The sequence below is a fragment of the Frankia sp. CcI156 genome (genome assembly GCF_001983015.1).
GTDB lineage: Bacteria > Actinomycetota > Actinomycetes > Frankiales > Frankiaceae > Frankia > Frankia casuarinae.
Genome location: NZ_MOMD01000041.1, coordinates 21,358 through 46,997, shown reverse-complemented (window position 1 = coordinate 46,997; position 25,640 = coordinate 21,358). Strand labels below are relative to the sequence as shown.

Sequence of the window (25,640 nt, the reverse complement as noted above, 5' to 3'; positions counted from 1 at the left end):
GCCGATGACCATCCTCGATTCCGACCTGCTCGCCGAGCTGACGGCCTCGACCCGCGCCGCCGGACACCGCGCCGCCGGACACCGCGCCGCCGGACACCGCATCGCCGGACACCGCGCCTCTCATGTCACGCTTCTTGCCGACCGCACGACAATGATCCGCCGCATCCACCGACGCGGGGATGCGGACGCCGGAGTCGCGATCATCTCGCCCGGCCTTGTGGGGGGCGAGGTTCCAGACCCGGAGGAACATCGCGCCCTGGCTGGCGAGGCCTCCGGCGATGGGATCACAATGGTATCGTTTTCCCATGGAAGCCGTTGTCGATCAGGCGGGCCGGATCGTGTTGCCCAAGCTCCTCCGCGAGGCGCTGGGCCTGTTCCCGGGAACGAAGGTGGACATCTCGCCCTATGGCGCCGGTGTCCAGATCGTGCCTGCCGGCAGGACCGCGCGCCTCGTCGAGGAGGATGGTGTGCTCGTGTCAGCCGGCGATACGCCCGTCGACGACGACATCCTGTTCGGCCTCATTGACGCAGGCCGCAGGTGACCATTGCGGTCGACACGAGTGTCGCGGTTCCGCTCCTGGTACGTTCGCACACGCACCACGCGGATGTGGTGCAATGGTGGGGCGGGCGGGAGCTTGCGCTGAGTGGGTATGCGCTGGTGGAGACCTATTCGGTACTCACCAGAATGCCCGGCGACGCGAGACTGTCCGGGCCGGACGCCGCGCGTCTGCTCGACGTGCGCTTCACTGCACCGTTAACGTTGAGCGGACCGCATGCGCGGAAGGTTCACGCGACGTTGAGTCGCGTCGGTATTGTTGGGGGCGCCGTCTACGATGGGCTGGTGGCTTTGGCTGCCAAGGAGCACGGCCTGGCCCTCGCGACGAGGGATGCTCGCGCACGCGGGACCTATGACGCGCTTGGAGTCAAGGTCATTGTTGTCGCTTGAGGTGGCTCACGACTCCGAGTACGTTTCACTTCCCGATCCTCACGGACGCGCCGCGTAATCAATTGATGCATCCGACTTTCCGGTAGTTCCGCGACGTCGTCCAATATCCGATCTTGGAAGCTACGATCGGCCGTCCATACACCCTCTACACCCATGGCGACAGCGACACGACCGGAGCGGTCCGCGGGGTCAGCAGGGACGCCGCCCAGATGGGTCCTGAAATCATCATTCGCCCGTCGGGACCCGGGCGCCGACCAGCGGCGGTGCCCGATGACCGCCCAGCCGGCACCATCCGTATCCGAGTCGAACGTGCGTTCCGCAAACCTGGTGGTTCCGGCGGCTCCGGTCCGCCTCGTCACCATGATCGTGGGGATCGAGGCGCGGCCGGTTACGCGGATTCGAGCGCGTCCTCGACGGCGAGGCGCTCGCAACGTCGTTTCCCCCATTCGCCTAGCGGGCGGAGGGCCTCGTTGAGTGAGATGCCATGCTCGGTGAGGGAGTACTCGACCCGGGGCGGGACCTGGCGATACACCTCGCGGTGGACCAGGCCGTCCTCCTCCATCTCGCGCAGGTGCTGGATGRGCATCTTCTCGCTGACACCGGGAAGGCCGCGCCGCAGCTCTCCGAACCGCCGGGTTCCGTGGTTGTTCAGCTCCCAGAGGATCAGCGACTTCCACTTCCCTGACACCACGTCCATACCGGCGTCTATGCCGCAGACGTAGGGACCGCGCCTCGCGCTCGTCGCCATCAGACCCTCAAYCTCGCCTCAGCTGGCCACTTACTTCCTGGTAAGTATTGAACAAAATTGTAGGTACTTGCCGGCGGGGAAGGTTCGGGCGGAGAGTCGGGACGGCACGCCAGTCAGACCACCGAGCGGAGCGAGGGCAATCCATGACGACCTGTACGACCTTCCTGGGCTTGGGCGCGATGGGCAGCGCGCTCGCCGCCGCGACCCTCGACGCCGGCCGACCAACCGTGGTGTGGAACCGCACTCCAGRCAGAGCACGGGCTCTCGGCGATCGTGGCGCCACCGTCGCCGAGACCGTCGAGGAGGCGATCATCGGCGGCGGGGTGGTCGTCGCCTGCCTGCTTGACCATCGGTCGGTGCACTCTGTGGTCGAGTTCACCGAAGCCGCGCTGGAATCGCTGGTGACGGCCAGCCTGGACCAGGGCGTCAATGTCGAGATGCTGCGGCCMGTCCACGACATCGTGCGCCGGCAGATCACCGCCGGATACGGCCAGCAGGGCACCGCCCGCATCTTCGAAGAGCTCAGGAGCTCCCGATGAGCGGCGAGGGCGGTCCGTCTCCTGTGACGGTCGTCGGCCTTGGCCCGATGGGTCGGGCAATGGCCGCGTCCCTGTTGCGGTCCGGCCATCCGGTGACAGTGTGGAACCGCACCGAGGGGCGCGCCGACGACCTCATCGTCAGGGGCGCCACGCTGGCACCCACAGCGACAGCCGCGGTCGCCGCCAGCGAGCTGACCATCCTCAGCCTCACCGACTACCAGGCGATGTACGACATCCTCGACCCGGTCGCCGAAAGTTCGCGACCCTCCGCTGTCCTTGCCGGCAAGGTCCTGGTCAACCTCAGTTCGGACACCCCCGATGCCTCCCGGGATGCGGCGGGATGGGCGGCCAGACACGGAGCGAGCTTCGTGACAGGAGGCGTCATGGTGCCCGCTCCCGCCGTCGGCGGTCCAGGGGCACATGTGTTCTACAGCGGGCCCCGCGCGGTATTCGACATACACGAACCGACGCTCAGACTGATCGGCGAGCCCCGGTACCTCGKKGAGGACCCAGGCCTGGCCCAGCTCTTTTACCAGGCGCACCTCGACGTCTTCCTCACCGCCCTGTCAAGCCTGCTCCACGCCACCGCGCTCGTCACCGCCGCCGGTGTCCCGGCCGCCGACTTCCTACCCGGCGCGCTGAACACCCTCACCGACATCCCGACGATGATCGGAGACGGATGGGACCTGGCCCGGCGCCTGGAGGCCGGCGAACACCCCGGCGACCTCAGCACGGCACGGATGATGGGCGCCACAGCGAACCACATCGTGTGGACGAGTGAGAAGRCCGGCATCGACACACAGCTGCCCAAAGCCGTCAAGGCGCACTACGACCAGGMCGTCACCGCGGGCCGCGGCACCGAGAACTGGACCGTTCTCTACGAGATGCTCAAAGGCTGCGACTGAGGAACGACCAGAACCACGGTCCTACCACCGGGCCACGCAAGCTGCGTACCTGGCACAGGGTAGCTGTTCACGTCGGTTGCGCGGCGGCCTTGTAGATCTTGTTTGGTGATCGTGTGGCGTTCGCGGGCCGGTGGGTGATGATCGGATAGCGTCACGAGTCGTGGAGTCAACCGGCCGCCCGACGTACCCGGATCATCCGCAATCCGGCAAGGGGCGTGCGGCTCCCACCGGCCCGGATCCCGGACAAGCTCTTCCTCGTCTACGCCGGGCGGTTCCGCCCGTTTCCAGGCCGCCCGTTTCCAGACCGCCCGATGATCGTGACCGCTGGGCGTCGTGGTCGCGTCGACCTTCCTGCGATCGAGGGGAGGGCGGCCGGTCGGTACCCCTCGCAGCCAGTGTCGACCGTCCCGCCGTCGATCTTCCATGTTCTCCGATCTTGGGGCGCGAGCCACAACCGCCAAATGTAACCGCCACACGCCAAATGTAACTCCGWCGTGGTTACATTTGGGTGTGCCACGTGACGTGAGCCAGACGATCGCCTTCCTGCGCGCGGCGGGAGGCGACACCACCGAGGTGGAGGTCAAGTCTGCCGCCGGCGGGTTACCCGCCTCGTTGACCTCTACGCTGAGCGCGCTGGCGAATCAGCCCGGGGGCGGGACCATCATCCTGGGACTCGACGAGCGGGCCGGGTTCCGCCCCGTCGAGCTCAGCGACCCGCAGGTACTCAAGCAGGGCCTGGCTGCCAGGGCCCGGGCATTCACACCGCCGGTCCGTCTCACGATCGAAGACGGGGAGGTTGACGGGGCCGCGGTCGTGGTTGCGCAGGTCCAGGAGTGCGACCGGTCGACCAAGYCCTGTCGCGTCACCGCGACCGGCAGGGCGTACCTACGTGGCTACGACGGCGACTACGCCCTGTCTGACGTGGAGGAACAGGGGTTCCTGGCCGCTCGCCAGCCACCGCTGTTCGACCGTTCACCTGTCGAGGACGCCACCATCGACGAGCTGGACACCGAACTCGTCGATGCTTTTCTACTCGCTGTCCGCGAACGCGACCCGGCCGGGCTCGGCCGTTTTCCCGACGACACCGAGCTCCTACGCCGGGCTGGGGTCACGATGGATGGCGGGCAGCCAACTGTCGCGGGACTGCTCGCTCTCGGGGTCCATCCCCAACAGTGGTTCCCTCGCTACGTCATCCAAGCCGCCGCGCAGCCCTTGCCCACCGGCTCCGCCGCAACGCGGGCCCGCAACCAGGTCACCATCAGCGGACCGGTCCCKCGGATGCTCGACGCGGCGCTGCTCTGGGCCCGACATACCTTCGACACCGCCATCGTCGCCGAGATGGACGGCAGCGTTCGTGACCGTCCGATCTACCCACTCGTCGCCTTCCGTGAGCTGGTCGCCAACGCGCTGATCCACCGCKACCTCGATCACTGGTCCGCCGGGCTGGCCGTCGAAGTGCGGCTTCTGCGGGACCGCCTGGTAGTGACCAATCCCGGCGGCCTGTACGGCATCACCGTCGACCGGCTCGGACGCGACGCGGTGACCTCCGCCCGCAACGCCAGCCTGGTCGCGATCTGCCAGCACGTCCGCTCTGCGCAGACCGGAGCTCGGGTTATCGAAGCCCTCGCCAGCGGGATTCCCACCGTCACCGAGGCTCTCGCCGACTGTGGCCTGCCGTCAGCCCACTACGTGGACAGCGGCATCCGGTTCACCGTCATCCTCCACCAGTTCGCGACCGCCACGCCCGTGGCAACCGCCGAGCCCCCGCTGGGCGCCACGGAGCGTCGCGTCTACCAGGCCCTGACCCGTCAGGGACGAACAGTCAGCGACCTCGCCGAAGAGCTCGGGCTGTCCGCTCCGAACATCCGCAAGGCCCTGCGAAACCTGCGCGGCCGCGGGCTGATCCTTCAACTCGGCGGCAGAGGCAGGGCCACCACCTACCAGCGGACGGAMTCATAGCCGATCGATCCTTACCCGCCAACCACTACACGCCCTGGACCATGCCTGGCCCATCCCCATGTTCCACCCGGCCAGATGACGCCGAGTCCACCGCGCGAGCCAGATGAATCACGTCACCGCCGCTGGTCACGGTGAGAAGCATCGGCGCCCCATGCGTGGTCCTTTGATGTGCCCCGAAAGCCACGCATGGGGCGAAACGGCCTGCACTCCGCGTGGTGTGGCCGCGCGATCAGTCGAGCCACAGCGACGGAACTCGTGGACGCCGATGTACACGCAGAGTCATCAGAGGATGAGTGGGTTCATGGCCTGCCGCAGGCATCTGACGACCCTGCACGGGCACGCTCCGTGATCCCCGCGCCGACCTTGGACGGCGGGTGACCTTGACGGAGGGATCCACTTCCCGGTCTCGAGTGCGGGCGCGGCGGCGCGGGATGACCTTGCTCGACAGAAGCCCCGGCGGCCCTAGATCTGGGCATCTACCTGCGGGTTTGGTCGTCCAGGCGGGGCTCGGACCACCTGTCGAGGTCCTGACCAGGATCGTTCCACAGCCCTGGATCTCAAAGGGATAGATCGTAAACCGCATCCACCCAGGTCGGAGGAATGATCAAAAAATTGGTGGGGCTCGAACCCACGACCGGAGGATTATGAGGACTATCCGGCTATGCGGTGTGCTGAGCTGCATCGACGCACGTCACGCGCGACCGTGAACGTCGAATACTCCTCTGTACAGAGATCCGTCTGGTTRCAATCCTGTCGAGGAGATCACACCACCCAGYGGTGGTCACAGACCGGCGCGGCCGTGGCCGGTCCGGGGCACGGCCCTGCCGCGGAGGGGCGCCCCGACGGCGGCTGCGGCTTCGACGCGGTCGCGTTGCCTTGYGATGCGCGTCCACGCGAGCCCAGGATCTACGCTGGGATCGGATGGTCGCGTCCCACCGACGTCTTGGACGCGTGACGACTCATCCGCCCGGGAGGCGATGGTGACGACGGCCTTGCCAGAGGACAGCTGGCTGCGCGACCTGCGCCCGCAGCCCGCGCGCGTGACGGCAGCCGAGTACGAGGCGCTGTCGGAGGAGATCGCCCGGTCGATCGAGATCGTCGACGGTTACATCATCTTCTGTGAGGCTCCCGCCCCGGACCACCAGACCGCGGGACGGCGGCTCGCCAACCTGCTGGAGCGGCACGCCCGGAACGCCGTGAAGTCAGGCCGGTACGGCTGCCTGACGGTCAACAACGACGTCGACCTGCGGCTCCGCGACAYCCCCCTGCTCAACCGCCGGCCCGACGTCATCCYTTACCGCTGCCTCGATCGTGACCGCGGCGAACGGCTCCGCGCCGAACACGCCCTGCTCGTCATCGAGATCGTCTCGCCCGGCTCAGAGACCCAGGACACCACCGACAAGCTCGGCGAATACGCCCGCGCCGGCATCCAGCACTACTGGATCATCCGACTCGACAACGACGGCGTCACCAGCATCGAACGCTACGCCCTCGACCGCGCCAGCATGCTCTACAAACACCTCGGYACCCTCATGAAAGACGAGGCCGGCGGACCACCGGAAATCACCAACCCCATCCCGATCACCATCACCTGGGATGACCTGGCTTTCTGAGCGTCCCGACAGGTCGACAGGACCAATTTTGGCCCTCCCAGTCATTTGTTACAAGCCGTGCGAGACGATCTTGGCACGGTTGGATGTCGCGGATCAGCGTGGCGCCATCGCTTCACTCGTCCCGGGGGTGCGGGAGTTCGGCCCGCCGGGGGTCCCGCGGGTCGAGGAAATCGAGGATCCCAAGCCGTCGGTCGGCGAGGTGCTGGTCGCTGTCGAGGTGGCCGGGGTCGGCTACGGCGACGTCATCGTGCGGTCCGGCCGGTATCCGTTTCCGAAGCCGTACATCCCGGGCCTGGAGGTTGGCGGCCGGGTCGCCGCCGTCGGACCGGACGTCGATTCGTCGCTGACCGGCAAGCGGGTGGTGGCGAGCACGGCTGGGATGACCGGCGGGTACGCGGAGCTGGCCCTGGCCGAGGCCGACAGCGTCTACGAGGTGCCCGAGGGGCTCACCCTCGGGTCCGCTGTGGCGGTGTTCCAGGCCGGCGCCATCGCCGTCGGCCTGGTGTCGGCCATCCAGGTCCGGCCCGACGAGTCCGCTCTGATCACTGCGGCGGCGGGCAGGATCGGCTCGCTTCTGGTGCAGCGGGCCAAGGCTGCCGGGGCCGCGACCGTGATTGCTGCCGTGGGCAGTCCCGCGAAGGCGGACGTCGCGGTCGAGTTCGGGGCCGATGCCGTCGTCGACTACACGACGCCCGGCTGGGTGGCGAAGGTGCGCTGGGCGGTCCGGGCTGACCCTGGAGTCGGCCAGGACATACCCGATGGCCGGAACTGCCCTGGTCGGCTTCGCCTACGAGGGTGTCGCGTCGAAACCGGCCTGACGGCCGGCGGCGGGAAACGCGCCCACGTCGAGGACCCGGCCTTTGCGACCCGGCCCCCGCGGACCCGGCCTTTGCGACCCGGCCCCCGCGGACCCGGCCTCTGCGACCCGGCCTCTGCGACCCGGCCCCCGCGGGGACAGCCGGCACCGCCGAGYGCCACCACGCCCGACGGCGCCACCCGGCCGACGGCGCAGCGGGCCTCCCCGGGCCCCGGGACAGCACGGGACACCCGCCGCCTCATCGGCCACCACGCCACCGGCCACCACGCCACCACGCCATCGGCCATCGGCCATCGGCGACATTCCCGGCTGGAAGTTCGGCCGCGGTGGGGCGTAGGCAGGGGCGGTCGGTGGTGCGCAGTAGGCATGGCCGGCCATGCCGGCGCAACCACTGCGGGACCTTGTCGAGCCAGGCTGGGCGCATGCCCTCGAACCGGTGGCGGGGCAGATCAGCGCCATGGGCGACTTCCTGCGGGCGGAGATCGCCGCCGGGCGCGGCTACCTGCCGGCCGGCCCGCATGTCCTGCGGGCCTTCCAGCAGCCGTTCGACGACGTGCGGGTGCTGATCGTCGGACAGGATCCCTACCCGACCCCGGGAATGGCCATCGGCTACAGCTTTGCGGTGGCACCCGAGGTGCGCCGGCTGCCGGGCAGTCTGCTGAACATCTTCCAGGAGCTGTGCGCGGACGTCGGCGTGCCGAGGCCCTCGACCGGCGACCTGACCGGCTGGACGCGCCAGGGGGTGCTGCTGCTGAACCGGGCGCTGACGACGGCGCCGCGCCAGCCCGGGCTCGCACCGGGGCAAAGGCTGGGAGCCGGTCACCGAACAGGCCATCCGGGCGCTGGCCGGGCGGGGCAGGCCGCTGGTCGCGATCCTGTGGGGTGCCGAGGCCCGCAGCCTGCGGCCGTTCCTGGACGGTGCCGCGACCATCGAGTCCGCCCACCCGTCACCGCGGTCGGCCGACCGGGGCTTCTTCGGGTCCCGGCCGTTCAGCCGGGCCAACGACCTCCCGCGCCGCCAGGGTGCCGAGCCGGTCGACTGGAGCCTCCCGTGACCCGCCCGCCGCTCGGCCCGGAAGCTCCGGGACACGGCGCCTGACCGTGGCCGACACCGGCGCCCCGGCAGACGTGAGATGCCCTGCCCCGCGGGCTGCGGTCCGGGAGGGTGCCGGTCAGCGTTGCGCGGGGGCACCGGCGGGGGTGGGGCCGCGGCGCAGGGCGGCGCGGACGAGGAGGCCGGCGGCGAGGGCCCAGAAGGCGGCGCCGACGCGGGCGAGGGTGACGCCGCTGGCCGCGACGACGAAGGTGACGACCGCGGCCTGCCGCTCGGCCGGGTCGGCCAGGGCCGACGTCAGCGCCGAGGCGAGTGTGCCGACGAGGGCGAGGCCCGCGAGGGCCGTGGTGACGCCGGTGGGGGCGGCGGCCGCGACCGTCACCAGGAGCGTGGACAGCAGGGCGAGGGCGAGGAAGGTCCAGGCGGCGAGGTGGGCGACGACCCAGCGTCGTCGCGGGTCGGGGTGCGCGTCGGGGCTCGCGGCGAGCGCCGCGGTGATCGCGGCCAGGTTGATCGCGTGGCCGCCGGCGAACGCGCCGAGAACGGTGCCGACCCCGGTCACCGTCATCGCCTCCCGCCAGGGGACCGCATACCCGTAGGAGGACAGCACCGCGACACCCGGCACGTTCTGCGAGGCCATCGTGACGACGTAGAGCGGAACCGCGAGCGAGAGCATCGACGCCCAGTTCAGCGTCGGTGCCGTCAGCGCGACCCGGGGCAGCAGCGGCCTGTCGGGCCCGCCGTGCCGGCCGAACCAGATCCCGACCGCCACCACCGCGGCGGCGAACGCCGCCGGCACCGCCCAGCGCGGCGCGACCCGCAGCAGCACCAGCCACACCACGACCTCCGGCGCGACGAGCGCCGGATGGTCCACCAGCCCGTGGACGGGCACGAGGCACAGCGAGAGCAGGACACCGGCGAGCATCGCCTGCGCGATCGGCGCTGGGATCGCGGCGATGAGCGTCCCGAGGCGGGGCCACAGCGCGGTCAGCAGGATCAGGCCGCCGAGACCGCGAAGGCCCCGACCGCCGCCGCCCAGCCACCGTCGACCGCGCCGGTCGAGGCGAGTAGCGCCGCGCCCGGCGTCGACCAGGCGAGCAGGATCGGCATCCGGTGCCGGCGGCTGAGCCACAGCGTCCCGAGCGCCTGGGTGACGGTGACGGCAAGCAGGCCCGAGGCTGCCTGCGCGGGGTCCGCCCCGACCGCCCGCAGCCCGGCCAGCACCACGACGGCCGTGCTCGCGAACCCGACCAGCGCCGTGACGGCGCCTGCGCTGACCAGATGGGTGCCCCGAACCCCCGAAGCCGCCTCGCCGTCCGCGGGATCCGGCGGATCCGACCGGCCTGAACCGCCGTCGCTCACGGTGACAGCGGGATCGGCGCCGACGGTAGGTCCGGAAGGTCACGATCGCGCTGTTCCATCCCCGGAACACTACTGTCGGCCGTTCGGCGGCGGACCATGAAAACGGACCGCGGATACGGCACCCGTCACGAGGCCACGGCCGCCACCGGCACCCGGCCGCGGGTGACCAGCCCGGCCCCGGGCTCTCCCGGGGCGCGAGCGGTGGGGGTGTGGGGCGGCGGGATCGTCCGCTCACAYGAAGTTCCCGTCTCCACAACCTGGCGCCCTGGAAGGTGCTGCCCGACGGACGTTCGCCGGACAGYGTCACGACCGGGCGTCCCCACCCCTCCGATGCCCAGGCCCGCCGGGAGGCGCTGCACGTCCTGTCACTGCACGTCCTGTCACTGCACGGCCTGTCACTGCACGGCCTGTAGTGGGAGGATGCCGCGGTCCGGACGCGGGAAGGTGGTGCGCYGGGCCGCCGGGCCGGGCCATCCGGTCATCCCCGCGCGGGATCCGAGGGTCAGCATTCGGCGAAGAAGGCGAGCATGTCGGCGGCGAGCCGGTCGGGAACCTCCACCGCGGGGAAGTGCCCGCCCTCGTCGTGCACCGTGGAGCGCACCACGCGGCACAGCCGTCCGACGAACTCGGGCGGGGGCGGGCGAAGGTCATCCAGGCCGTTCCCGAAACGCCCGAACGCGGTGGGGGCGAGGACCCGGTCACCGACCGTCATGCCCTCCTGGACCTGGCGGTTGTCGTGGAAGTCGCGCAGCGTGCTCCCGACGCAACCGGTGGCCCAGTAGAGCGTGAGCGTGGTCAGCAGGAACTCCCGGGACACTCGGGGCACCCGGCCTTCGGCGCAGTCCGACCAGGCACGCCACTTCTCCAGCAGCCATGCGGCCAGCCCGGCGGGCGAGTCGGTCAGCCCGTACGCGAGGGTCTGGGGCCGGGTGGACGCGATCGCGTGATAGCCGCCTTCGGTCAGCGACCACCGTTCGCCGGCGTCCAGATACGCACGCTCGGCCGGGGACAGCGGTGTCGGGTCGACGGCCGGGTCCAGGACGGGGTCGAGTTCGAGATCGGTCAGGTACAGCCCGGCCACCGTGTCGGGATGGTCGAGTGCCAGGAAGGTGCTGACCCCGGAACCGAAGTCGCTGCCCGCGGCCAGGTACCGGGGATAGCCGAGCCCGGTCATCAGGTCGTGCCAGACACGCGCGGTGTCCCGCAGCGTGTGTTCCCCGGCCGGACGCTCGGAGAAGGGATACCCGGGCAGGGACACGGCGACGACATCCCGCGCGGGAGCGTCGATGCCGTACGCCGCGGGGTCGCGCAGGCGGTCGACGAGCGGGAGCATCTCCACGAAGCTGCTCGGCCAGCCGTGGGTCAGGATGACCGGCGGACCGTCGGCCCCCGGCACCCGATGATGGACGTAGTGCACCCGCAGCCCGGACACCTCGGCGACGAACTGGTCGTACCCGCCGTTGATTCTCTCCTCGGCCGCACGCCAGTCGAAGGTGGCCCAGTCGGCGAGCATTCCCTGGAGGAACGCCAGGTCGGTGCCCTGGGACCAGGCCGGGCCGGGGGCCGGTTGCGGCCAGCGCACCCGCGCGATCCGCTGCCGCAGTCCGGTCAGGACGTCCTCGGGCACCCGGATCCGGGACGGTGTGATCAGCACGCGGTCCGTCCGGCCCGGGCGAGCACCCGTTCCAGGGCCGCCACCCGGGCCGGGTCGCTCAGGGCCCGCAGGCAGAAATCGCAGATGTTGGTGAACCGCGCGTCGGCGAGGTCCYGGAACTGCGGATCCTCGGCGACCATGGTCCGGAAGTAGGCTGGGGACTGCGGGTCGTGGAAGGCGTGCACGAGCCGTTCCCGCCGGGCCTGCTCCGCCGGGTCCGATCCCGGGCCGCGCACGGGCCCCAGGAACACCGGCGTCCGCTTCATGTCGTCGACGCCGATGTCGAGCTGGCAGCATGCATAGGCGTCACCGGTGGCGTGCACGGTGGTGGTCAGATCGTCGCAGTCGGGCAGCTCGGTGACCGGACGTCCCCGCCAGATCCGGTGCATCTCCCGGGCGCGGCCCCGATCGAGYAGCTCGAGCACCACGAACGGCTCGCCGGCCGCGATCAGGGCCGCCCTGATCTGCTCGTCGGCCTGTTCGTCGGCCGAGGTGCAGAACTGGATCTCGGTGGCCAGGCCGCTGGCCCGGGCCGCCCGGGCGGCGTTGATCGGTCGCTCCACGGGGAAGTACCGCATGTGGTGGACGTCCGCGCTGAGGGACAGGCCGTGGATGCCGGCCTCGACGAAGGGCCGCAGTCTGGCCTCGGCCTGGGCGGGGTTGCGGGCCCAGAAGGCGTTGGACTCCACGTCGACGACATAGCCGAGCCGGACGCCGTGGGCGATGGCCTGGCACATGACCTGTGGGTAGAGGAAGACCTCGCCCCCGCTGAAGGTGACGTGTCGCTTCCCGGTGCGCTGCCCCTGCTCGAGTACGGACCGGACCTCGTCGAGGGTCAGCCGCTCCCGGCGGGTCGGATTCGACTCCACAATGCAGTGATCGCACGCAAGATTGCAGGTCAGAGTGTAGTTGATGACCATTCTCTGGGTCGGGGGGAAACGGTCCCAGATCGCGATGCCGCCGGCCACATCGGCCCCCACGTCATTCTTGGCCCCCGTGTCATTGGCGCTCCGTGTCATTGCCCCCCACGTCGGTCCACCCGAAGCACGTCCTTCTCCTTTGGCACGGTAGCCAGCGGGGAGCGAAACGTCCACCATTTTTTCTCCTGCAACCATCTCGGGTCGGGACTGATGCGCTCGGGCATCATGGTGGCACCGGCCCGAACGTCGGCTGAAAGAGCCTGGTGGGCGGGCGGGATCGGTAGGGTCCCGGTGTCGCGTAGAAGACGGCGCCCTTGACGTTCGATTCGAGGCGTAGGTACCGTCGGGACCAAGTTGGCTGGGGCGGACCGGTTGGCGGTAAACGCTCCACGGACCTTCTGGCTGTCGGCCGTCCGTGGAGGCGCGCTCCGCGCTCTTGAACCTCGATCTGGCAGATTGTCATGGAGGAATTATGGGCGTGGACGTTCGTCGTGTCCTGAACTCTTTTGTTCCCCGGCGGCAGGCCTGGGCCCGGCTGGACGAGACCGTCCAGGACACGGGCCTGGCCGATGACACCACCGGAGTCCTCAATCCCGACTTCCTGGCCCTCGGCCTGGGCGCCACCAACATGATGGGAATGCTCTGGTCGCTGGCCCTGGGCCGGCGGGTGGTGGGCGTCGAGCTGCGGGGTGACCCCTCGCTGGGCGTGCACTGGAACATTCGCGAGGACCTTTACCACCACCTCGGCCTGATCGACCAGATGATGCTCGAGCGCTACGGCGAGGCGGGTATCCCCCGCCGGGGCGACGGGAGCCTGTTCATCCTGGCCGAGTGCTTCTACCGGCCGGACACGCCCGCCGGCGCCGTCACGGCCGACGAGGTGGTCAGCGGATTCCTGGACGCGCTGGTCGGCGAGCCCGCGCGGATCGGCGGCCGGATCTTCCACACCGAGTTCATCGACGACCGTTGGAAGGACGGGAAGCCGCACCGCACGGTGACCGTGCTGACGCCGCCGGAGCCCCCGCGCCGGCCCGACCCCACCCGGGTGGGGCGCAGCACCCTCGAGGCGCTGGAGGGGCCCTCCACGTTCCAGAGCGCGGCCTCCGAGGTGATGGTGCTGATGCGCCGCTACCTCGAAGGGGTCGAGCGGATGGACCTGGCCCGGGGCGTCACGCCGCGGGTGCGGTTGTTCCTGTCCCACCGGGTGGTCACCACCGGGACCGGGAGCGACGCGGGCTATCTGAAGTGGCTGCGCCGCGAGGAGGGATTCGGGGACGCCTCCGGCGGTCGCAAGTCCATCCGCATCGAGCAGGTAAGGGAGCTGGACTACAACGGCAGGTTCCACCGCGTGCGGGTGCCGGGCAGCAAGGTGATCGACATCGGGATTCCCGAGCTGTTCATGATCGCGCAGGGTTTCAACAGCACCGACGCCGACCGCCTAGGCTTCAGGCAGGAGGACGTGCTGGTGGACCACCACGACGGCCGCGGGCCGGTCGTGGCGCAGGCCGACTACCTCGCCGGCCTGCTGGAGGTGCTGGTCGACGRCCGGCTGCGGCGCAGGATCGCCTCCGACTTCGACAAGGAGGGCAACGAGTACTGGGTGCGGCAGATCGCGGTGGGGCATGAGGACGACGCCGAGGTCGGCTGGATCCTGGTGCAGGTTCCCGACTACAAGACGTTCGACCCGATCCTGTCCGGCCTGGTGCCGCCCGGTACCTACCGCAAGTCCAAGCAGTACCGGGCCGGCGTGCAGCACCTGATGCGGGAGTTCTACCTGGACCAGGTCTCGCAGATCTGCGAGATGCCGGTGTCGGAACTGGAGAGGATCCAGATGCCGTACGGTCCGAAGCTGTTCAGCCTGGTCGAGCGGGCCGGGGTGGACGCCCAGGTCGCGGCCAACGGGGTCRTCGCCGGGGACACCTTCGGCAACGGCCATTTCCTCACCAGCGGCGGCGCCATCACGGGCATGATCGGTCACGGGCACCGCGTCAAGCTGTACTGGGAGGCCCGGGACGCCGGAGTGCCCCACGAGCAGGCCATACGCGGCCTRGCCGACGGCATCAAGCAGGACACCGACGACTGGTTCGCGGTGAGCGCGCAGGAGTTCAGCACCGCCCTGCCGATCAACTTCGGCTCCGAACGGATCGCCACGATCGAGGCGGCCGGCGGACACCGGTCGTCCGCCCGGGCGACCACGATCGACGCCACCCGCCGTCACCGGCACACCCTGGTGCYGCTCGACCCGTCGGACTGGCGCCGGTTGCTGGTGCGCAGCGGGCGGATGCACGCCCTGGCCCTGCCCCCGATCCCGATGACCCACCCGGTCGTGCGCGGCGGTGGTGGGCTGCCTGATCCTGCCGACGCCCAGCAGGACGGTGCTACGGCCGGGATGGGGGCCGGGATGGGCGGTTGCATGGTCCAGCCGGGCGGTGCCATGGGCGGGATGGACGGTGYGATGGCCGAGGTGGCAGCTCAGTGAGCATCTTCCAGCCGAAGGGCGACTCGTTCGGGAGCCTGAACGAGACCGTCCAGTCGCGGCGCCTGATCGTGAGCCGCTACCGCAGCCTGCGTGAACGGCAGTGGGCCCTGCTGGTGCTCTGCACCGGCGCCCTCGCCATCGTGATCGACACCTCCATCGTGAACGTGGCCCTGCCCTCCATCGGCCAGGACCTGGGGTTCTCCGCCGCCGGGCTCTCGTGGGTGGTGAACGCCTACGCAAGTAGTACGTCGTAGCAACGCCTGATCTGCACGTTCATCCCGCTTGCACCTGCAAGCAGGCTTCCGCGTCAGCCTGGGGCGAGGGAGACGTGTGCCTTTTCTCCACCGGAGAACAGTGATCTGCACCACAAAAGGTGGGTGGGGTGCGCCGTCTCCTTGCCGGGCGGCCAGCGTCGCGCGGGGCCGCGCTCCGGTCCGGCTCGTCCTGGCCGTCCCGGCGGGCGTTCCGCTCCGGGAAGCGGGGCCAACGCGGACGGCGGTCGTATTCTTTACTACTCCCCGGAAAACCTGGCCCACGCTCGCAGGAAATAGACGTGACTGTTTCTCGTGAAACATTCCGGCTCGTACGAAATGCCGGCATGGCGTGGATCGACGGGGTATTATGGGCGGTGGAAGGTAAGTGAATAGGGCGGCCCGGAGTGGTGTTACCAGCACCATCCCCGGGCCTTGATCCCAAATCCTGCTACGAACAGGAGTGTGGAACCCATGGCCATGGTGCCATATGGGCCGGCCGGTGCCGGTAGCCGGTCGGTGACGAGTGTGGATCTCCAGGTGCATCCGGCGGAGTCGGCGGATGTGCATCTTCCGATGCCGGGACCTCGGTTCTCGGTGATGCGTCCGACCCTGCTGCTTCCGGCCGGGGTGCGGGTGAGCGTGGCCAGTGACATRCCGTACGACGTGGCGGCGCGCTGGTGGGACTCGCTGACGGTCGCGGGGTCGGCGGCGAGCCAGTGGTACACCGCCCAGGTCAACGGCTGGCCCGGTGGCAAGGATCGTCGGGACGGGGGCCGGTGATGGCGGGCTCGCTGCGGGCGTTGCACTTCATCCGCCAGGATGCCGGCAGYTACGGCGACCTGGCAGACCAGCGGGCGGTGTTCGCGGTGGCATGTACGGCGCGCGGCTGGCAGGCCGGAGGTGCGGTCCGTCAGATCGGGTCGGGTCCGCACGCCTGGTCGGCGGTCGTCCGGCTCGTCGGGTCGGGGGCGTACGGCGTGGTCGTGGTCGACACGGTGGAACGGCTCGCGGCCACCGAAACCGGGCGGATGGCGGTCCTGGGCCTGCTGCGCCGGACGGGGGTGCGGCTGCTGGTCGCACGCGAACCCCTCGACACCGGCGATGCGATCGGCCGTGCCCTCGCCGATTCCCTGCTCGACCCGGAGGAACAGCGGACACCGCTCGCGGCATGACCTGACCCACGGCTGATCAAACCCGGGTTCGGGGGCTTCCACGCCACCCGACCCGGGTTTTGATCTTTCACAGAGTTCGGGCTGAGCTGATCTCCTCCGTCGGTCGGGCGGCGTAGCCCTACCCCGGGTTCTCCTGGCCGGGCAAGGGCGCCGACGGCCCGTACCATGCTGGGTGCGGTGCGTCCCTTGCGCGGGTGGGAGGTTCCGGGGTAGCCCTTCAGGGGTCCGGGCGGCGGAGGCGATCAGCGGACGTACGCGGCCTCTCCCCCTCCTCCAGAGTGAGGGCCGGGGTTTGGGGCGGAGCCCCAACAACCAGCAGCGGCACCGTCCTCGCGGACGTCGCGCGGCTCCTGGAGCACCGGCGTGGACCAGCGGCATCAGCATCGCCGATCGTCACGGTCGTCACGGACCCTCTGGCGGGGGGCCTGACGCTCCGACACGCCGACGGGCCGACGCGCCCACGGGGCGACGCTCCGGCCGGGGTGCCGACCGGAGGGAGGCGGGGCCCCGGCCGGGTGCGGCGATCCCGTAGGCGCGGCGCGCACGGGGCGACGCGCGGCGCGTGCGGCAGGCCCCCCGCGGCGGCCGAAGGCCGCCCTTGAAACGGTACAGAACATTAGCGACGATCTTGAACTACTCGGGGATCCGGGTTGTCGGGGTCACCTGGCAGTAGTTCTCGACCTCGGCTGCAATGTCGAGTGCCTGCGGCGATCGTCCGTACCGCTGGTCGGTCAGCGCACCTTGAATGCGCTGCATGAGGGTGCGGATCCCGTGGTTGCGGCGCTGGGCTGGGATGGCTAGGACGGGCCGGAGGGCGTCTTGGGCGCCGTCGACGTCACCCCGGCGGGTGCGAGCCAGAGCGAGGTTGATGTGGGCCCCGGCTCGGCTGCCGTAGCTGGCGTTACCTGCGGCGGCGAAGGCTTCCACGGCGTCCATGGCTGCCTGCTCGGCGCGTGGGTCCTCGGGGAGTCGGGTAAGGGCATCGGATGCGATGAACAGTTGGACGGCTACCGGGGTGGAGAGTTCACCCCCGATCTCGTCCAGGTCGTCGGGACGGGTCCGCTCGCGGAGGTCTACGGCTCGCGTGATGGCGGCATGGGCCTGTGCGCTGTCGCCGAGTGCCGCATGGGCAYGGGCTGCCTGTACGGCGGTCTCTATCGCTGCCGTGCCGTGAACGAGGTGGACGTCTGCTTCGGCTGCYTCGATGTAGCGCAGTGCCTCGTGTGGTGCCCCTGTCCAGTAGGCGGCGCGGGCCTGTTCGGTGCGTACCCAGATGCGCAGGCCGGGATGATCTGCCCGGTCGGCGCACAGGTAGGCGACGCGGGCGTAGATGTCGGCGGTTGTGTGCTGGCTGAGGTCGACTCCTGCGCGGGCGAGGAGGCCGGAGGTGATTGCTGCGAGAAAGTAGAGGTCCCGGGCCTGGTCTGGCGGAGTTGGGCCGTCCAGGAGTCTGAAGGCGACGCGCTGTGCGTCGAGTAGCGGGCCTACAAGGTTCGTCGCCTCGGTCGGGAACGCGATGGCGAGGCTGCGTACCTGTTGGTGGAGGAAGTCGAGAACTTCCGGTCGAGCCGCGGCCCGTTCGGCGTTGACCAGGAAGTTAAACGCCTCTTCTGATTCGGTCATGATCCGCCTCTCCGGCCCGTCGGTATCGGGCGGGCGTGAAGCGGTGTACCCGCCGATGTCTCCAGAGTAAGGCGGCGGAGAGGACGCGGCCCGGTCACTGGGAGAGTCGGCCTGCTGCGGAGTCGTCTGGGCGTGCTCGGCGGGGAGCCGGTGGCGGAATCCCAGGTCGGCGTCTCCAGTGCCGAAGATGTGCCGGTAGCTGGCGCGGTAGTCGGCGCCGGGGTAGGTCTGCCCGCGTTCGTGCTTGCCGATGACTTCGGCGGTCGCCAGTGGCGGGGTGAAGCTTCGTTCACGGGCGCTGTCGACGTCGATATTGCGGATGCGTTCGGCGAGCGTGGGAAGGGTGAGCCCGTACTGAAGCCGATGCCGGCGGAGCATAGAGGGGTTCCATCCGGGGTGCTCTGTCGCGCGATGTGGCGTCACGGGTGCCTCCCAGAACAAGGGGTTGCACGAAGCGTAGCGGCCCATGTTCGGTGGCGGACCGGGCGGCAGGGAAGYCACCGTGGATTCGGCTGGTCGACTGATCATTTGACCTGCGATTCGACTGGTCACGTCAACCGGACAACGGCTCTGATCGCCGGACGGGCCGTCGGTGACAGCCGGTTACTTGACGTGGCATCTGTCCTTGGGCACGTGCGGAATCCGCGTTGAACTTCTCGTAGCGGCCCTGGTCGGGCTTGGGGCCGTCCCCCCCGGCCGGTGCCGTTGGGGGCCTGGGGTGCCGTGGCTGGAGTGCGCAGCATTCTTGGTCCCACAGGTACCGGGGGTTCGCGGTCTGACGGATGCGGTCGGTAGAGGTGGGAGCGATGAAGGACGAGGACAGGTACGACGTCGACGATGACGACTGGGAGTGGGATGACGAGAACGGGTATTCCTACGGGGCTCGCGCGAATGGTGAACCTCCGGGACGTGATGACCCCGTCGGGAGCCTTCGCGCTGGTAGTGCCGGGCGCTCAGGTGGTCGCCCCATTCGCGGATCTGCGGTCGATGGCGAACTATGCCCACCGGCACGGGATCACGATTCCGGGATACCRTGCGCTTCCGTTCCTGGACTTGGGGATGATCGCGAGCCTTTGAGGGATCTGGCTCTGGCTCTTCGTCCGGGGCCCGAGTAATGGCGAGTGGGGCGGTCACGGCCACGGGGTGGGAATTTCACACGGGCCAGCTCCCGGAGTTCGTGCCCTGGCACCGCGACGGTTTGATCATCGGCATGCTGCCAGAGCCGTTGCGGGCGGACAGCGAGGCACAGGAGATGCTGCTGTCCGACCAGTTGGCGGTGGACGAGGAAATCATGGTGGGGGCAAGTATTGGGATTGCCCAGCTTGCTCCGGTGGGGCTCGTACTGATGCACCGCAGGTTCACGTCGCTGATGGAATCCCGGGTGGCGTGGGCGGTCGGTATCCGGCTGCGGCGACAGAGGATCATGGCAGGTGAGTTGCCCCGGATCGTAATGGCGGGATCGAGACCGAACCCGGATGTGACACCGGACGGAGTGACGTTCAGTTTGCATCGGGTGCGCCTGCGCGACCACGAAGTGGTGTTGCCGATCGACGTCTGGGAGATCCATTTCCCTGCTCTGATTTGAAGGTCGACGCTGCGTCATAGTCAAGAATGACGCTCCGGTGAGCCTTCACCCAGATCCCCCGACGCGGAATCGGCCGCTGTCGGGTACCCAGGCGCGGTATTGGCCGCGCAAACACCAGGAAAGGTAGGGCGGAAAAATGGTGACGGTTGACCTCCAGTCGCACGAGGGTCCGGCGGAAAAGGATCCGGTGCTGCTGGTGTGCCTCGGTGAGGCGTCGATGGTGACACTCGGCCAGGGCAAGGGCAGCGCGGAGGACAAGCGGAAGGCGTATAACAGCTAGTCCGCGTCCTGCTGGTGCCTGGTTCCGCATGGGGCCAGGCACCAGTACGTTCAGGAAAGGACGAAAGGGATGGGAGACATGCGCTGGTTCGGGGGCTTCAGTAGCGCCGCAACGCCACCGCGGACCCCTGCCAACAGTGCGGAGGTGTGGCCGACCATTCCCGGATGCTGGACGGTCGGCCGATGGGACGGGCACGAGGTCCGCACGACGCACAGCGACCACCGAATGGTTGCGGTGATCGGCCCCTGCGCCATCACTCGGAATTCTTTGACGCGACTCGGAACGCACGGGGTTCCGGACGACGTGGCCTGGCAGTGGGCGGGTAGTTACACCACTGTGGAAGTCACCGACAGCCTTACCCGCATCTGGACCGACCTCGGTGGAGCATGGCCCATCTACACAGCCTCGCTGGACGGCGGGGTGTACTGGTCTTCCAGCTCACGCGCGTTGGCTGCGCTGACCGGTGCCGGGCCGGATCTGGATCGGTTGGCGATGTGGCTTTTGGCTCCGTCGGTGCCTGTCCTGTTTGCGGGGCGGTCCGCGTTCAAGGGCGTAGGGCTTGTACCCGCCGGACATCGCCTGACCCTGATCCGCTCGGGGGCGGTGCGGGCGGAACGGATGTGGTCGCCTCGACCATGCGCAGATTCACCCGGCAGGCGACTGCGGGCGGAACTGGCAGCGGCGGTGGCCGTGCGGGCAGTCAACGCGACAGCGCTGACAGCGGATATGTCAGGCGGGTTCGACTCGACATCTCTTGCTTTGCTAGCCCATGCGTCGTCCGGCACTTCGCGGCCGGTGACCGGGGTGACGGTGCATCCAGTCGGCCGTGCCACGGGTGGGGACGTGGACTATGCGCGGCTCGCGGCCAGACATTCCGGAATCGTTCATCGCCTCATGCCGCTGGGCGCGGAGCACGCGCCGTATTCTGCGTTGGATGTTGTCCCGGTAACAGACGAACCGGCGCCGTCCACGATCGCGCATGCCCGATTTTCCGGTCAACTCGCCTGGATGCGGAGAACCTTCGACACTGATTGCCATTTGACTGGCGATGGCGGGGATAGCCTGCTGTGTTCTCCACCAATCATTCTGGCAGATTTGTTCGCGATCGGGCATAGCCGGCGGGCAGTGGTCGAAACGATCCGATGGGCGCGGTTGCGTAGGCTTCCCRTGTGGCCGCTGCTGCGGTCGGCTCACCGTGTCTCGCGAGAACGTCGCGCGGCAGCGCTGGCGGCGCTGGCCACGGAGTTGGGTGGAGGTTCCTCACGAAGTACCGCCGATGGCGATATCGGCTGGTGCGGGATCGAACCTCTTCCCTCATGGGCGACGTTGCAGGCACGGGAACKGGCACGGACTGTCGCCTCGGCGGTAGCTGAACGCACGGATGAWCCCACCCCCGGTTCGTTTGCCACGGTCATGACCGGTGAAGGAATGGCGGAGGTGGGGCGCTCCGCGCGCGCCGATATTCAGCTTGCCGAAGCGGCCGGGGTAGCGCTRCACAACCCATTCACGGATTCTCGCGTGGTGGATACCTATCTGTCGGTTTCCCTGGGTGACCGTCCCGGCCCCGCCGACTACAAGCCCGTGTTGCGGGCTGCGATGGCGAACCTGTTCCCTGCCAGGCTGGCAGAGCGCACTACCAAGGGCGATTTCAATCCTGACCACTACCAGGGGATGCGCACGAACCTGGCTTCGCTCCATGCCCTGGCTGACGGCCGGTTGGCCGCTCTGGGCCTCGTCGAGYCCGGCGAGTTCCGACAGACGTTGACGATGATGGCCGCAGGGCTCCCTGTCCCGTTCGCCACCGTGSAGCCGGCTTTGGCGGCGGAGGTATGGCTACGGGCCCTGGGTGACACATCCGATGTGGCGTGGATTCCAAGAACCACGGAGAGCGATAGATAATGTCATGTGAGTACATCAGCGTCCCCGAACACGTTCGTGCGCTCGATGTCGGCCMGGCCACCGTGATCGTCAACTACCGCAACGGCCGTGCTGATGTACTGACCGGGCCGGCCGCGCGCTGGTGGGAGGCGGCAACGACCAGCGGGTACGGCGACCCGTCAGGGCTGCTGGACACCCAGTCCGCGCGGGCCCTGCGTGAACAGCTCCTTACGGCAGAACTGATCATGGAGACCCTTCGACATCGGGCGGGCCAACCGACGGCGGTCGGGCCGTCGTGGGTGCCAAGCTGGGGAACRCAGGAGATGCAGGCCGGGCGCACGACGGCCGGATCCGCATCCTGCGGGATGACCTTGCGTGCGGGTGTGGCCCTACTCGTCGTGCTCGGCGCGCTCTCGGCCGGACAAGGTCGCAGCCGGATGGCGCGGCTACTTCGTCTGCTGACGTGGGCCACGCGACGCACCAGGGTCAACKCCTCAGCTGATCACCTCATGGAAGCGGTCAACGCCGTCCGGCGGGCAGGAACGGTCATGCCGGGTCGTGTTGCCTGCCTCGAAGAATCATCAGCGGCGTTCCTCCTGCTGGCCATGGGCCGGAAGCGGGTGACGTGGTGCCACGGCGCAGCAGCCGACCCTGTCCGGCTCCATGCCTGGGTGGAGACTGACGACGGACAGCGGGTTGCCGAACCGTCGTCAACCGCACGGTTCGGCGTCCTGCGCGCCGTACCCGAACGCGACAACGGAAGCGAGAACAGGCGTGCATGAACCGATCGTGTGGATCCGGGGCGAACGCGCTGGGCTCGGCCCGTTCTCCAGCAACCTCGTCGATCTTTACTGGCAGTGGGAGCAGGATCCTGGCGTCCTGGTCGGCTACGGTCGCCAGACACCGGACTCGCTGGAAAACCGGCGAGAGGGGTTCCAGCATCAGGCGCGCGGMACGGACGATCAGCTGAGGTTCACCGTCTACGACGTGACCACGGATCCGCCGACCCCCGCTGGCACCACCGCCGTTCTCATCGACCATCACGTGCGAACCGGGGAGTTCGTGATCCAGCTCGGCCCGGCCAGCCGTGGCAACGGTATCGGTACCGAAGCGACGCGGCTCACACTCGACTACGCCTTTCACGTGACGAACCTGCGATGCGTCCACCTATCGGTACTCTCTCCGAACCTGGCTGCGATCCGGGCCTACGAGAAAGCTGGTTTCCGCAGGATCGGGGAGCGTCGAAACTCCGGATACTGGCTGGGTGAGCTTGCCAACGAAACGCTGWTGGACGCGATACCCGCCGACTTCCCGGGGCCGTCTGCGGTACGGCAGGCMGTCGAGTCGGACCGGTAGAGCAACGATTCTCGCGGAACTATCCCTACCGATCCACCCCCGCCAGGCGACCCCGCGGCCTTCCCGACCCTTCCCCTCGGGTGGAKGTGCCCCGGGGTCGTCGCCATGCCCCCTGGCACCCAATGCGCCGGGGTGGTATCGTCAATGACGGCATTCGAGGGTTCTGAACCCTGYGCCACGATGATCTTTTTCTTGTACGGCAGTACGCCACATTGTCGGGCTGTCCACATGTGAGCCGCCTCGGAGCGGCACGGACCGGGCTCGGGCTGCTGCACCGTGGGTCGCCGTCGGTGGCCTGCGTCCAGTCGTGTTGATGTTCCGTCTGGGGTGCGCATGTGCCGTGTTCTGCTGCTGTCCTGGGTTGCTGCTGCCTGTGGGGTGAGCGGGTAGCCGGGGGCGGCTGAGCCTGCGCGGGGTTTCCGCGCGTTCACCTGTTCCCCGTGCCGGTGCCGGTCTGGTGCCGGTCGCGCTGCCGTTTCGTGTGCCATTAGCGCTGCCGACTATGGGCGTGTTTTTGTGTGTGGCATTGTGCCGGCGTTTCGGTGTGGGATGGCTGTACGGCGGAAGGCCCGTCGGGTTCGGTTTCCGTTCCGGTTCTCCTGTTCTCATTCCTGCTTTCTTTCTTCGCGCTCTCCGCTGGTCTGACCTGTGGTTTTCCGGGTCTGGGCTGGTGGGGGCGTGTGCGAGTGAAAGGGCGCGGTGTGTTTTCCGTGGATGTGGGCGTGAGCCTGCCCGAAAACCGGCCGGTCGCGGGTGGCTGTTCCCGTCCGATCCGCCTGTCCGGCCATGTCGATCATGTGGATGTCGGGACCGGTGAGATCCGCCGTGCGCTGTCCGGGAAGGATCTGCCGGGCGGGGTGCTGCATGTGCGGTGCGGCAACCGGCGGGAGTCCGCGTGCCCGGCCTGTTCGGCGGTGTACAAGCGGGACGCCCGGCGGCTGGTCCTGGCCGGGCTCGCGGGCGGCAAAGGCGTACCAGAGACCGTCACGACGCATCCGGCGTGGTTCGTGACGTTGACCGCTCCGACCTTCGGGCCGGTGCATTCCCGCCGTCAGCAGGGCGGTAAGGGCGGTCCGGTGCGGGCCTGCCACCCCCRGCGGGGGCTCTGCCCCCATGGCCGTCCGGCAGGCTGTCATGAGCGGCACCGCGAGGATGATTCCCGGCTCGGTTCCCCGATCTGCCCGGACTGCTACCAGTACGGCCGGGCCGTGACGTGGAACGCGCTGGTACCTCGGCTCTGGAAAACGACACGCGACGCGACGGAATCCGCGGTCGCGGCTGCTGCGGGTCTGACGGTGGCGGGGCTACGCCGCTCGGCGCGGCTGAGCTTCGTCAAGGTCGCGGAAATGCAGGCGCGGGGCGTGGTGCATCTGCATGTGGTGGTCCGGGTCGAYGGGCCGGACGGGCCTGGCTCGTCTCCTCCTGGCTGGGCGGATGGTGATCTGGTCGCGGACGCGCTGCGGGACGTCGTCGGGTCGGTCGCGGTAGCTGCTCCGGATCCGGACATGGGCACCCTCGACGGCACCGCATCGRCTGACGGGTGGGCGGTGCGCTGGGGTGTCCAGGTCGACATCCGGCGCATCGCGCTCGACGGACCCACCGATGTCGGACGGATCAGTAACTATCTGGCGAAGTACCTCACCAAGTCGGCGGCGGCCGGCGGGGCGCTGGATCATCCGGTGCGGTCGCTGGCCGCGCTGGGCCGGCTGATCCTGGCGCCGCATGTGCGCCGTCTGGTGGAGACCTGCTGGCGGCTCGGCCATGATCCGGTGTTCACCGCGGCGTTGGATGCGGCACTCGGCCGGGATTCCGGCGATATCCCACGGCTACTGCGGTGGGCGCATCAGATGGGGTTCGGTGGCCACTGGCTGACGAAATCGCGGACCTACTCGACGACGTTCACCGCGCTACGGACGGTACGGCGGGTGTGGTCGCGCACGATCGGCGCGGCGATGGCGGGCCGTGTCCCGGTGGACGCCTTCGGCCGGGCTGAGGGCGATGAGAACACGATCGTTCTCGGGGCGTGGACGTATACGGGCCGGGGGCTAGACCTCGGCGGACACGGGGCTGACCCTCCCGAGTTGCGGTCGTCGCGGACGGCTGGTAGCCCGGTGGGCAATGGGCCGGCTGAGAGATGAGTACCGGGTCGGTTCAGCCGTCGCTGTTCGATGACCTCGACGACTCCGGTTCGGGCCCGGCGGAGCTGGGTGGGCAGGTGGCTGGCCCGGAGACGAGCACCGAAGGTGCCGATTGTTCGTCGTCGTTGCTCACGGACACGGCCGGTGAGCGCTCGTGTGAGACGACAGTGGCGTGGGTGGGCGGKTGGGCTGCACCTCGACCGGCGTTGGCGCGGGGCGGTCTGCGGGATATCGGGGCTGATCGGGTGATGTCGTGTGAGTCGGAGACGGATGGTGGTCGTGGGCCTGGTGCTGCTGGGCGGCGGCGTGGTCGGTCCTCGGGCAGGTCGGTCTCCAGGTCGGCGGCTGGCCCTCCTGA

Annotated in this window: 19 protein-coding genes and 4 pseudogenes; 18 read left to right on the top strand and 5 right to left on the bottom strand. The window is 69.1% G+C overall.

Annotated features, from left to right (window positions below; translation table 11 throughout):
- Positions 1–305: 305 nt before the first annotated feature.
- Positions 306–542 (top strand): AbrB/MazE/SpoVT family DNA-binding domain-containing protein, encoded by a 237-nt coding sequence (locus CcI156_RS15665; RefSeq protein ID WP_035733247.1) that lies wholly within the window; start codon positions 306–308, stop codon positions 540–542.
- Entirely contained in the window at positions 539–946 is a 408-nt protein-coding gene (locus CcI156_RS15660) for a type II toxin-antitoxin system VapC family toxin (protein ID WP_011437676.1), read from the top strand. Before CcI156_RS15665 ends, CcI156_RS15660 begins: the two co-directional genes overlap by 4 nt.
- A gap of 388 nt (positions 947–1,334) precedes the next feature.
- On the opposite strand, the gene CcI156_RS15650 is transcribed toward CcI156_RS15660, so the two are convergent.
- On the bottom strand, positions 1,335–1,694 hold the full coding sequence (locus CcI156_RS15650; RefSeq protein WP_076806488.1) for a helix-turn-helix domain-containing protein: 360 nt from the start codon (positions 1,692–1,694) through the stop codon (positions 1,335–1,337).
- Positions 1,695–1,837: 143 nt separating this feature from the next.
- Between CcI156_RS15650 and CcI156_RS15645 the strand changes: the two genes are divergently transcribed.
- The 6 genes and pseudogenes from CcI156_RS15645 (at position 1,838) to CcI156_RS27805 (ending at position 8,582) form a co-directional block, all read left to right on the top strand.
- The gene (locus CcI156_RS15645; RefSeq protein WP_076806486.1) at positions 1,838–2,233 is read left to right on the top strand and encodes an NAD(P)-binding domain-containing protein; all 396 of its coding nucleotides are present in this window, start codon (positions 1,838–1,840) and stop codon (positions 2,231–2,233) included.
- Positions 2,230–3,138 carry an NAD(P)-dependent oxidoreductase gene (locus tag CcI156_RS15640; RefSeq protein ID WP_076806485.1) on the top strand — a complete coding sequence of 303 codons (909 nt, stop codon included), beginning with the start codon at positions 2,230–2,232 and terminating at the stop codon, positions 3,136–3,138. The genes CcI156_RS15645 and CcI156_RS15640 overlap by 4 nt, the downstream gene beginning before the upstream one ends.
- A 510-nt stretch (positions 3,139–3,648) precedes the next feature.
- Positions 3,649–5,097: an ATP-binding protein gene (locus tag CcI156_RS15635; protein ID WP_254847454.1), complete on the top strand. Its 1,449-nt coding sequence runs from the start codon at positions 3,649–3,651 to the stop codon at positions 5,095–5,097.
- 992 nt (positions 5,098–6,089) lie between these two features.
- On the top strand, positions 6,090–6,710 hold the full coding sequence (locus tag CcI156_RS15630) for a Uma2 family endonuclease (RefSeq protein ID WP_254847453.1): 621 nt from the start codon (positions 6,090–6,092) through the stop codon (positions 6,708–6,710).
- Positions 6,694–7,365 (top strand): annotated as a pseudogene (locus CcI156_RS27810) (alcohol dehydrogenase catalytic domain-containing protein); the annotation flags it as partial. The gene CcI156_RS15630 and the pseudogene CcI156_RS27810, both read left to right, overlap by 17 nt.
- A gap of 538 nt (positions 7,366–7,903) precedes the next feature.
- Positions 7,904–8,582 (top strand): annotated as a pseudogene (locus CcI156_RS27805) (uracil-DNA glycosylase).
- 117 nt (positions 8,583–8,699) lie between these two features.
- Here CcI156_RS27805 and CcI156_RS15610 read toward each other — a convergent pair.
- The 3 genes and pseudogenes from CcI156_RS15610 to CcI156_RS26245 form a co-directional block, all read right to left on the bottom strand.
- Positions 8,700–9,862: pseudogene (locus CcI156_RS15610) on the bottom strand (benzoate/H(+) symporter BenE family transporter).
- A 583-nt stretch (positions 9,863–10,445) separates the two neighbouring features.
- Positions 10,446–11,597 carry an epoxide hydrolase family protein gene (locus CcI156_RS15605; RefSeq protein WP_011437737.1) on the bottom strand — a complete coding sequence of 384 codons (1,152 nt, stop codon included), beginning with the start codon at positions 11,595–11,597 and terminating at the stop codon, positions 10,446–10,448.
- Positions 11,591–12,577, bottom strand: a complete 987-nt coding sequence (locus tag CcI156_RS26245) for a radical SAM protein (protein WP_217697704.1) — start codon at positions 12,575–12,577, stop codon at positions 11,591–11,593. Before CcI156_RS26245 ends, CcI156_RS15605 begins: the two co-directional genes overlap by 7 nt.
- 412 nt (positions 12,578–12,989) lie before the next feature.
- On the opposite strand from CcI156_RS26245, the gene CcI156_RS15595 reads away from it, so the two are divergent.
- From CcI156_RS15595 to CcI156_RS15580, 4 genes and pseudogenes are all read left to right on the top strand, one after another.
- Positions 12,990–14,996 carry a hypothetical protein gene (locus tag CcI156_RS15595; RefSeq protein ID WP_076806479.1) on the top strand — a complete coding sequence of 669 codons (2,007 nt, stop codon included), beginning with the start codon at positions 12,990–12,992 and terminating at the stop codon, positions 14,994–14,996.
- Positions 14,997–15,064: 68 nt separating this feature from the next.
- Positions 15,065–15,232, top strand: a pseudogene (locus tag CcI156_RS27005) (MFS transporter); the annotation flags it as partial.
- 489 nt (positions 15,233–15,721) lie between these two features.
- Positions 15,722–16,030: an energy transducer TonB gene (locus CcI156_RS15585; protein WP_076806477.1), complete on the top strand. Its 309-nt coding sequence runs from the start codon at positions 15,722–15,724 to the stop codon at positions 16,028–16,030.
- The gene (locus tag CcI156_RS15580; protein WP_011438519.1) at positions 16,030–16,422 is read left to right on the top strand and encodes a hypothetical protein; all 393 of its coding nucleotides are present in this window, start codon (positions 16,030–16,032) and stop codon (positions 16,420–16,422) included. Before CcI156_RS15585 ends, CcI156_RS15580 begins: the two co-directional genes overlap by 1 nt.
- A gap of 633 nt (positions 16,423–17,055) precedes the next feature.
- On the opposite strand, the gene CcI156_RS15575 is transcribed toward CcI156_RS15580, so the two are convergent.
- Positions 17,056–18,423: a hypothetical protein gene (locus tag CcI156_RS15575; protein ID WP_076806475.1), complete on the bottom strand. Its 1,368-nt coding sequence runs from the start codon at positions 18,421–18,423 to the stop codon at positions 17,056–17,058.
- 832 nt (positions 18,424–19,255) lie between these two features.
- Here CcI156_RS15575 and CcI156_RS15565 point away from each other — a divergent pair.
- The 6 genes from CcI156_RS15565 (at position 19,256) to CcI156_RS15545 (ending at position 25,282) form a co-directional block, all read left to right on the top strand.
- Complete coding sequence (locus tag CcI156_RS15565) at positions 19,256–19,630, top strand: hypothetical protein (RefSeq protein ID WP_236701522.1); 375 nt, start codon at positions 19,256–19,258, stop codon at positions 19,628–19,630.
- A gap of 136 nt (positions 19,631–19,766) precedes the next feature.
- Entirely contained in the window at positions 19,767–19,910 is a 144-nt protein-coding gene (locus CcI156_RS24970) for an albusnodin family lasso peptide (protein ID WP_023841791.1), read from the top strand.
- Between the two features lie 69 nt (positions 19,911–19,979).
- Entirely contained in the window at positions 19,980–21,809 is a 1,830-nt protein-coding gene (locus CcI156_RS15560) for an albusnodin/ikarugamycin family macrolactam cyclase (protein WP_371681812.1), read from the top strand.
- Positions 21,809–22,570 carry a lasso peptide biosynthesis B2 protein gene (locus CcI156_RS15555; protein WP_076806471.1) on the top strand — a complete coding sequence of 254 codons (762 nt, stop codon included), beginning with the start codon at positions 21,809–21,811 and terminating at the stop codon, positions 22,568–22,570. Before CcI156_RS15560 ends, CcI156_RS15555 begins: the two co-directional genes overlap by 1 nt.
- A complete protein-coding gene (locus CcI156_RS15550; RefSeq protein WP_076806469.1) occupies positions 22,563–23,144 on the top strand; it encodes a GNAT family N-acetyltransferase in 582 nt (193 codons plus the stop codon). Before CcI156_RS15555 ends, CcI156_RS15550 begins: the two co-directional genes overlap by 8 nt.
- A gap of 701 nt (positions 23,145–23,845) precedes the next feature.
- Entirely contained in the window at positions 23,846–25,282 is a 1,437-nt protein-coding gene (locus tag CcI156_RS15545; protein ID WP_076806466.1) for a replication initiator, read from the top strand.
- Positions 25,283–25,640: the final 358 nt, after the last annotated feature.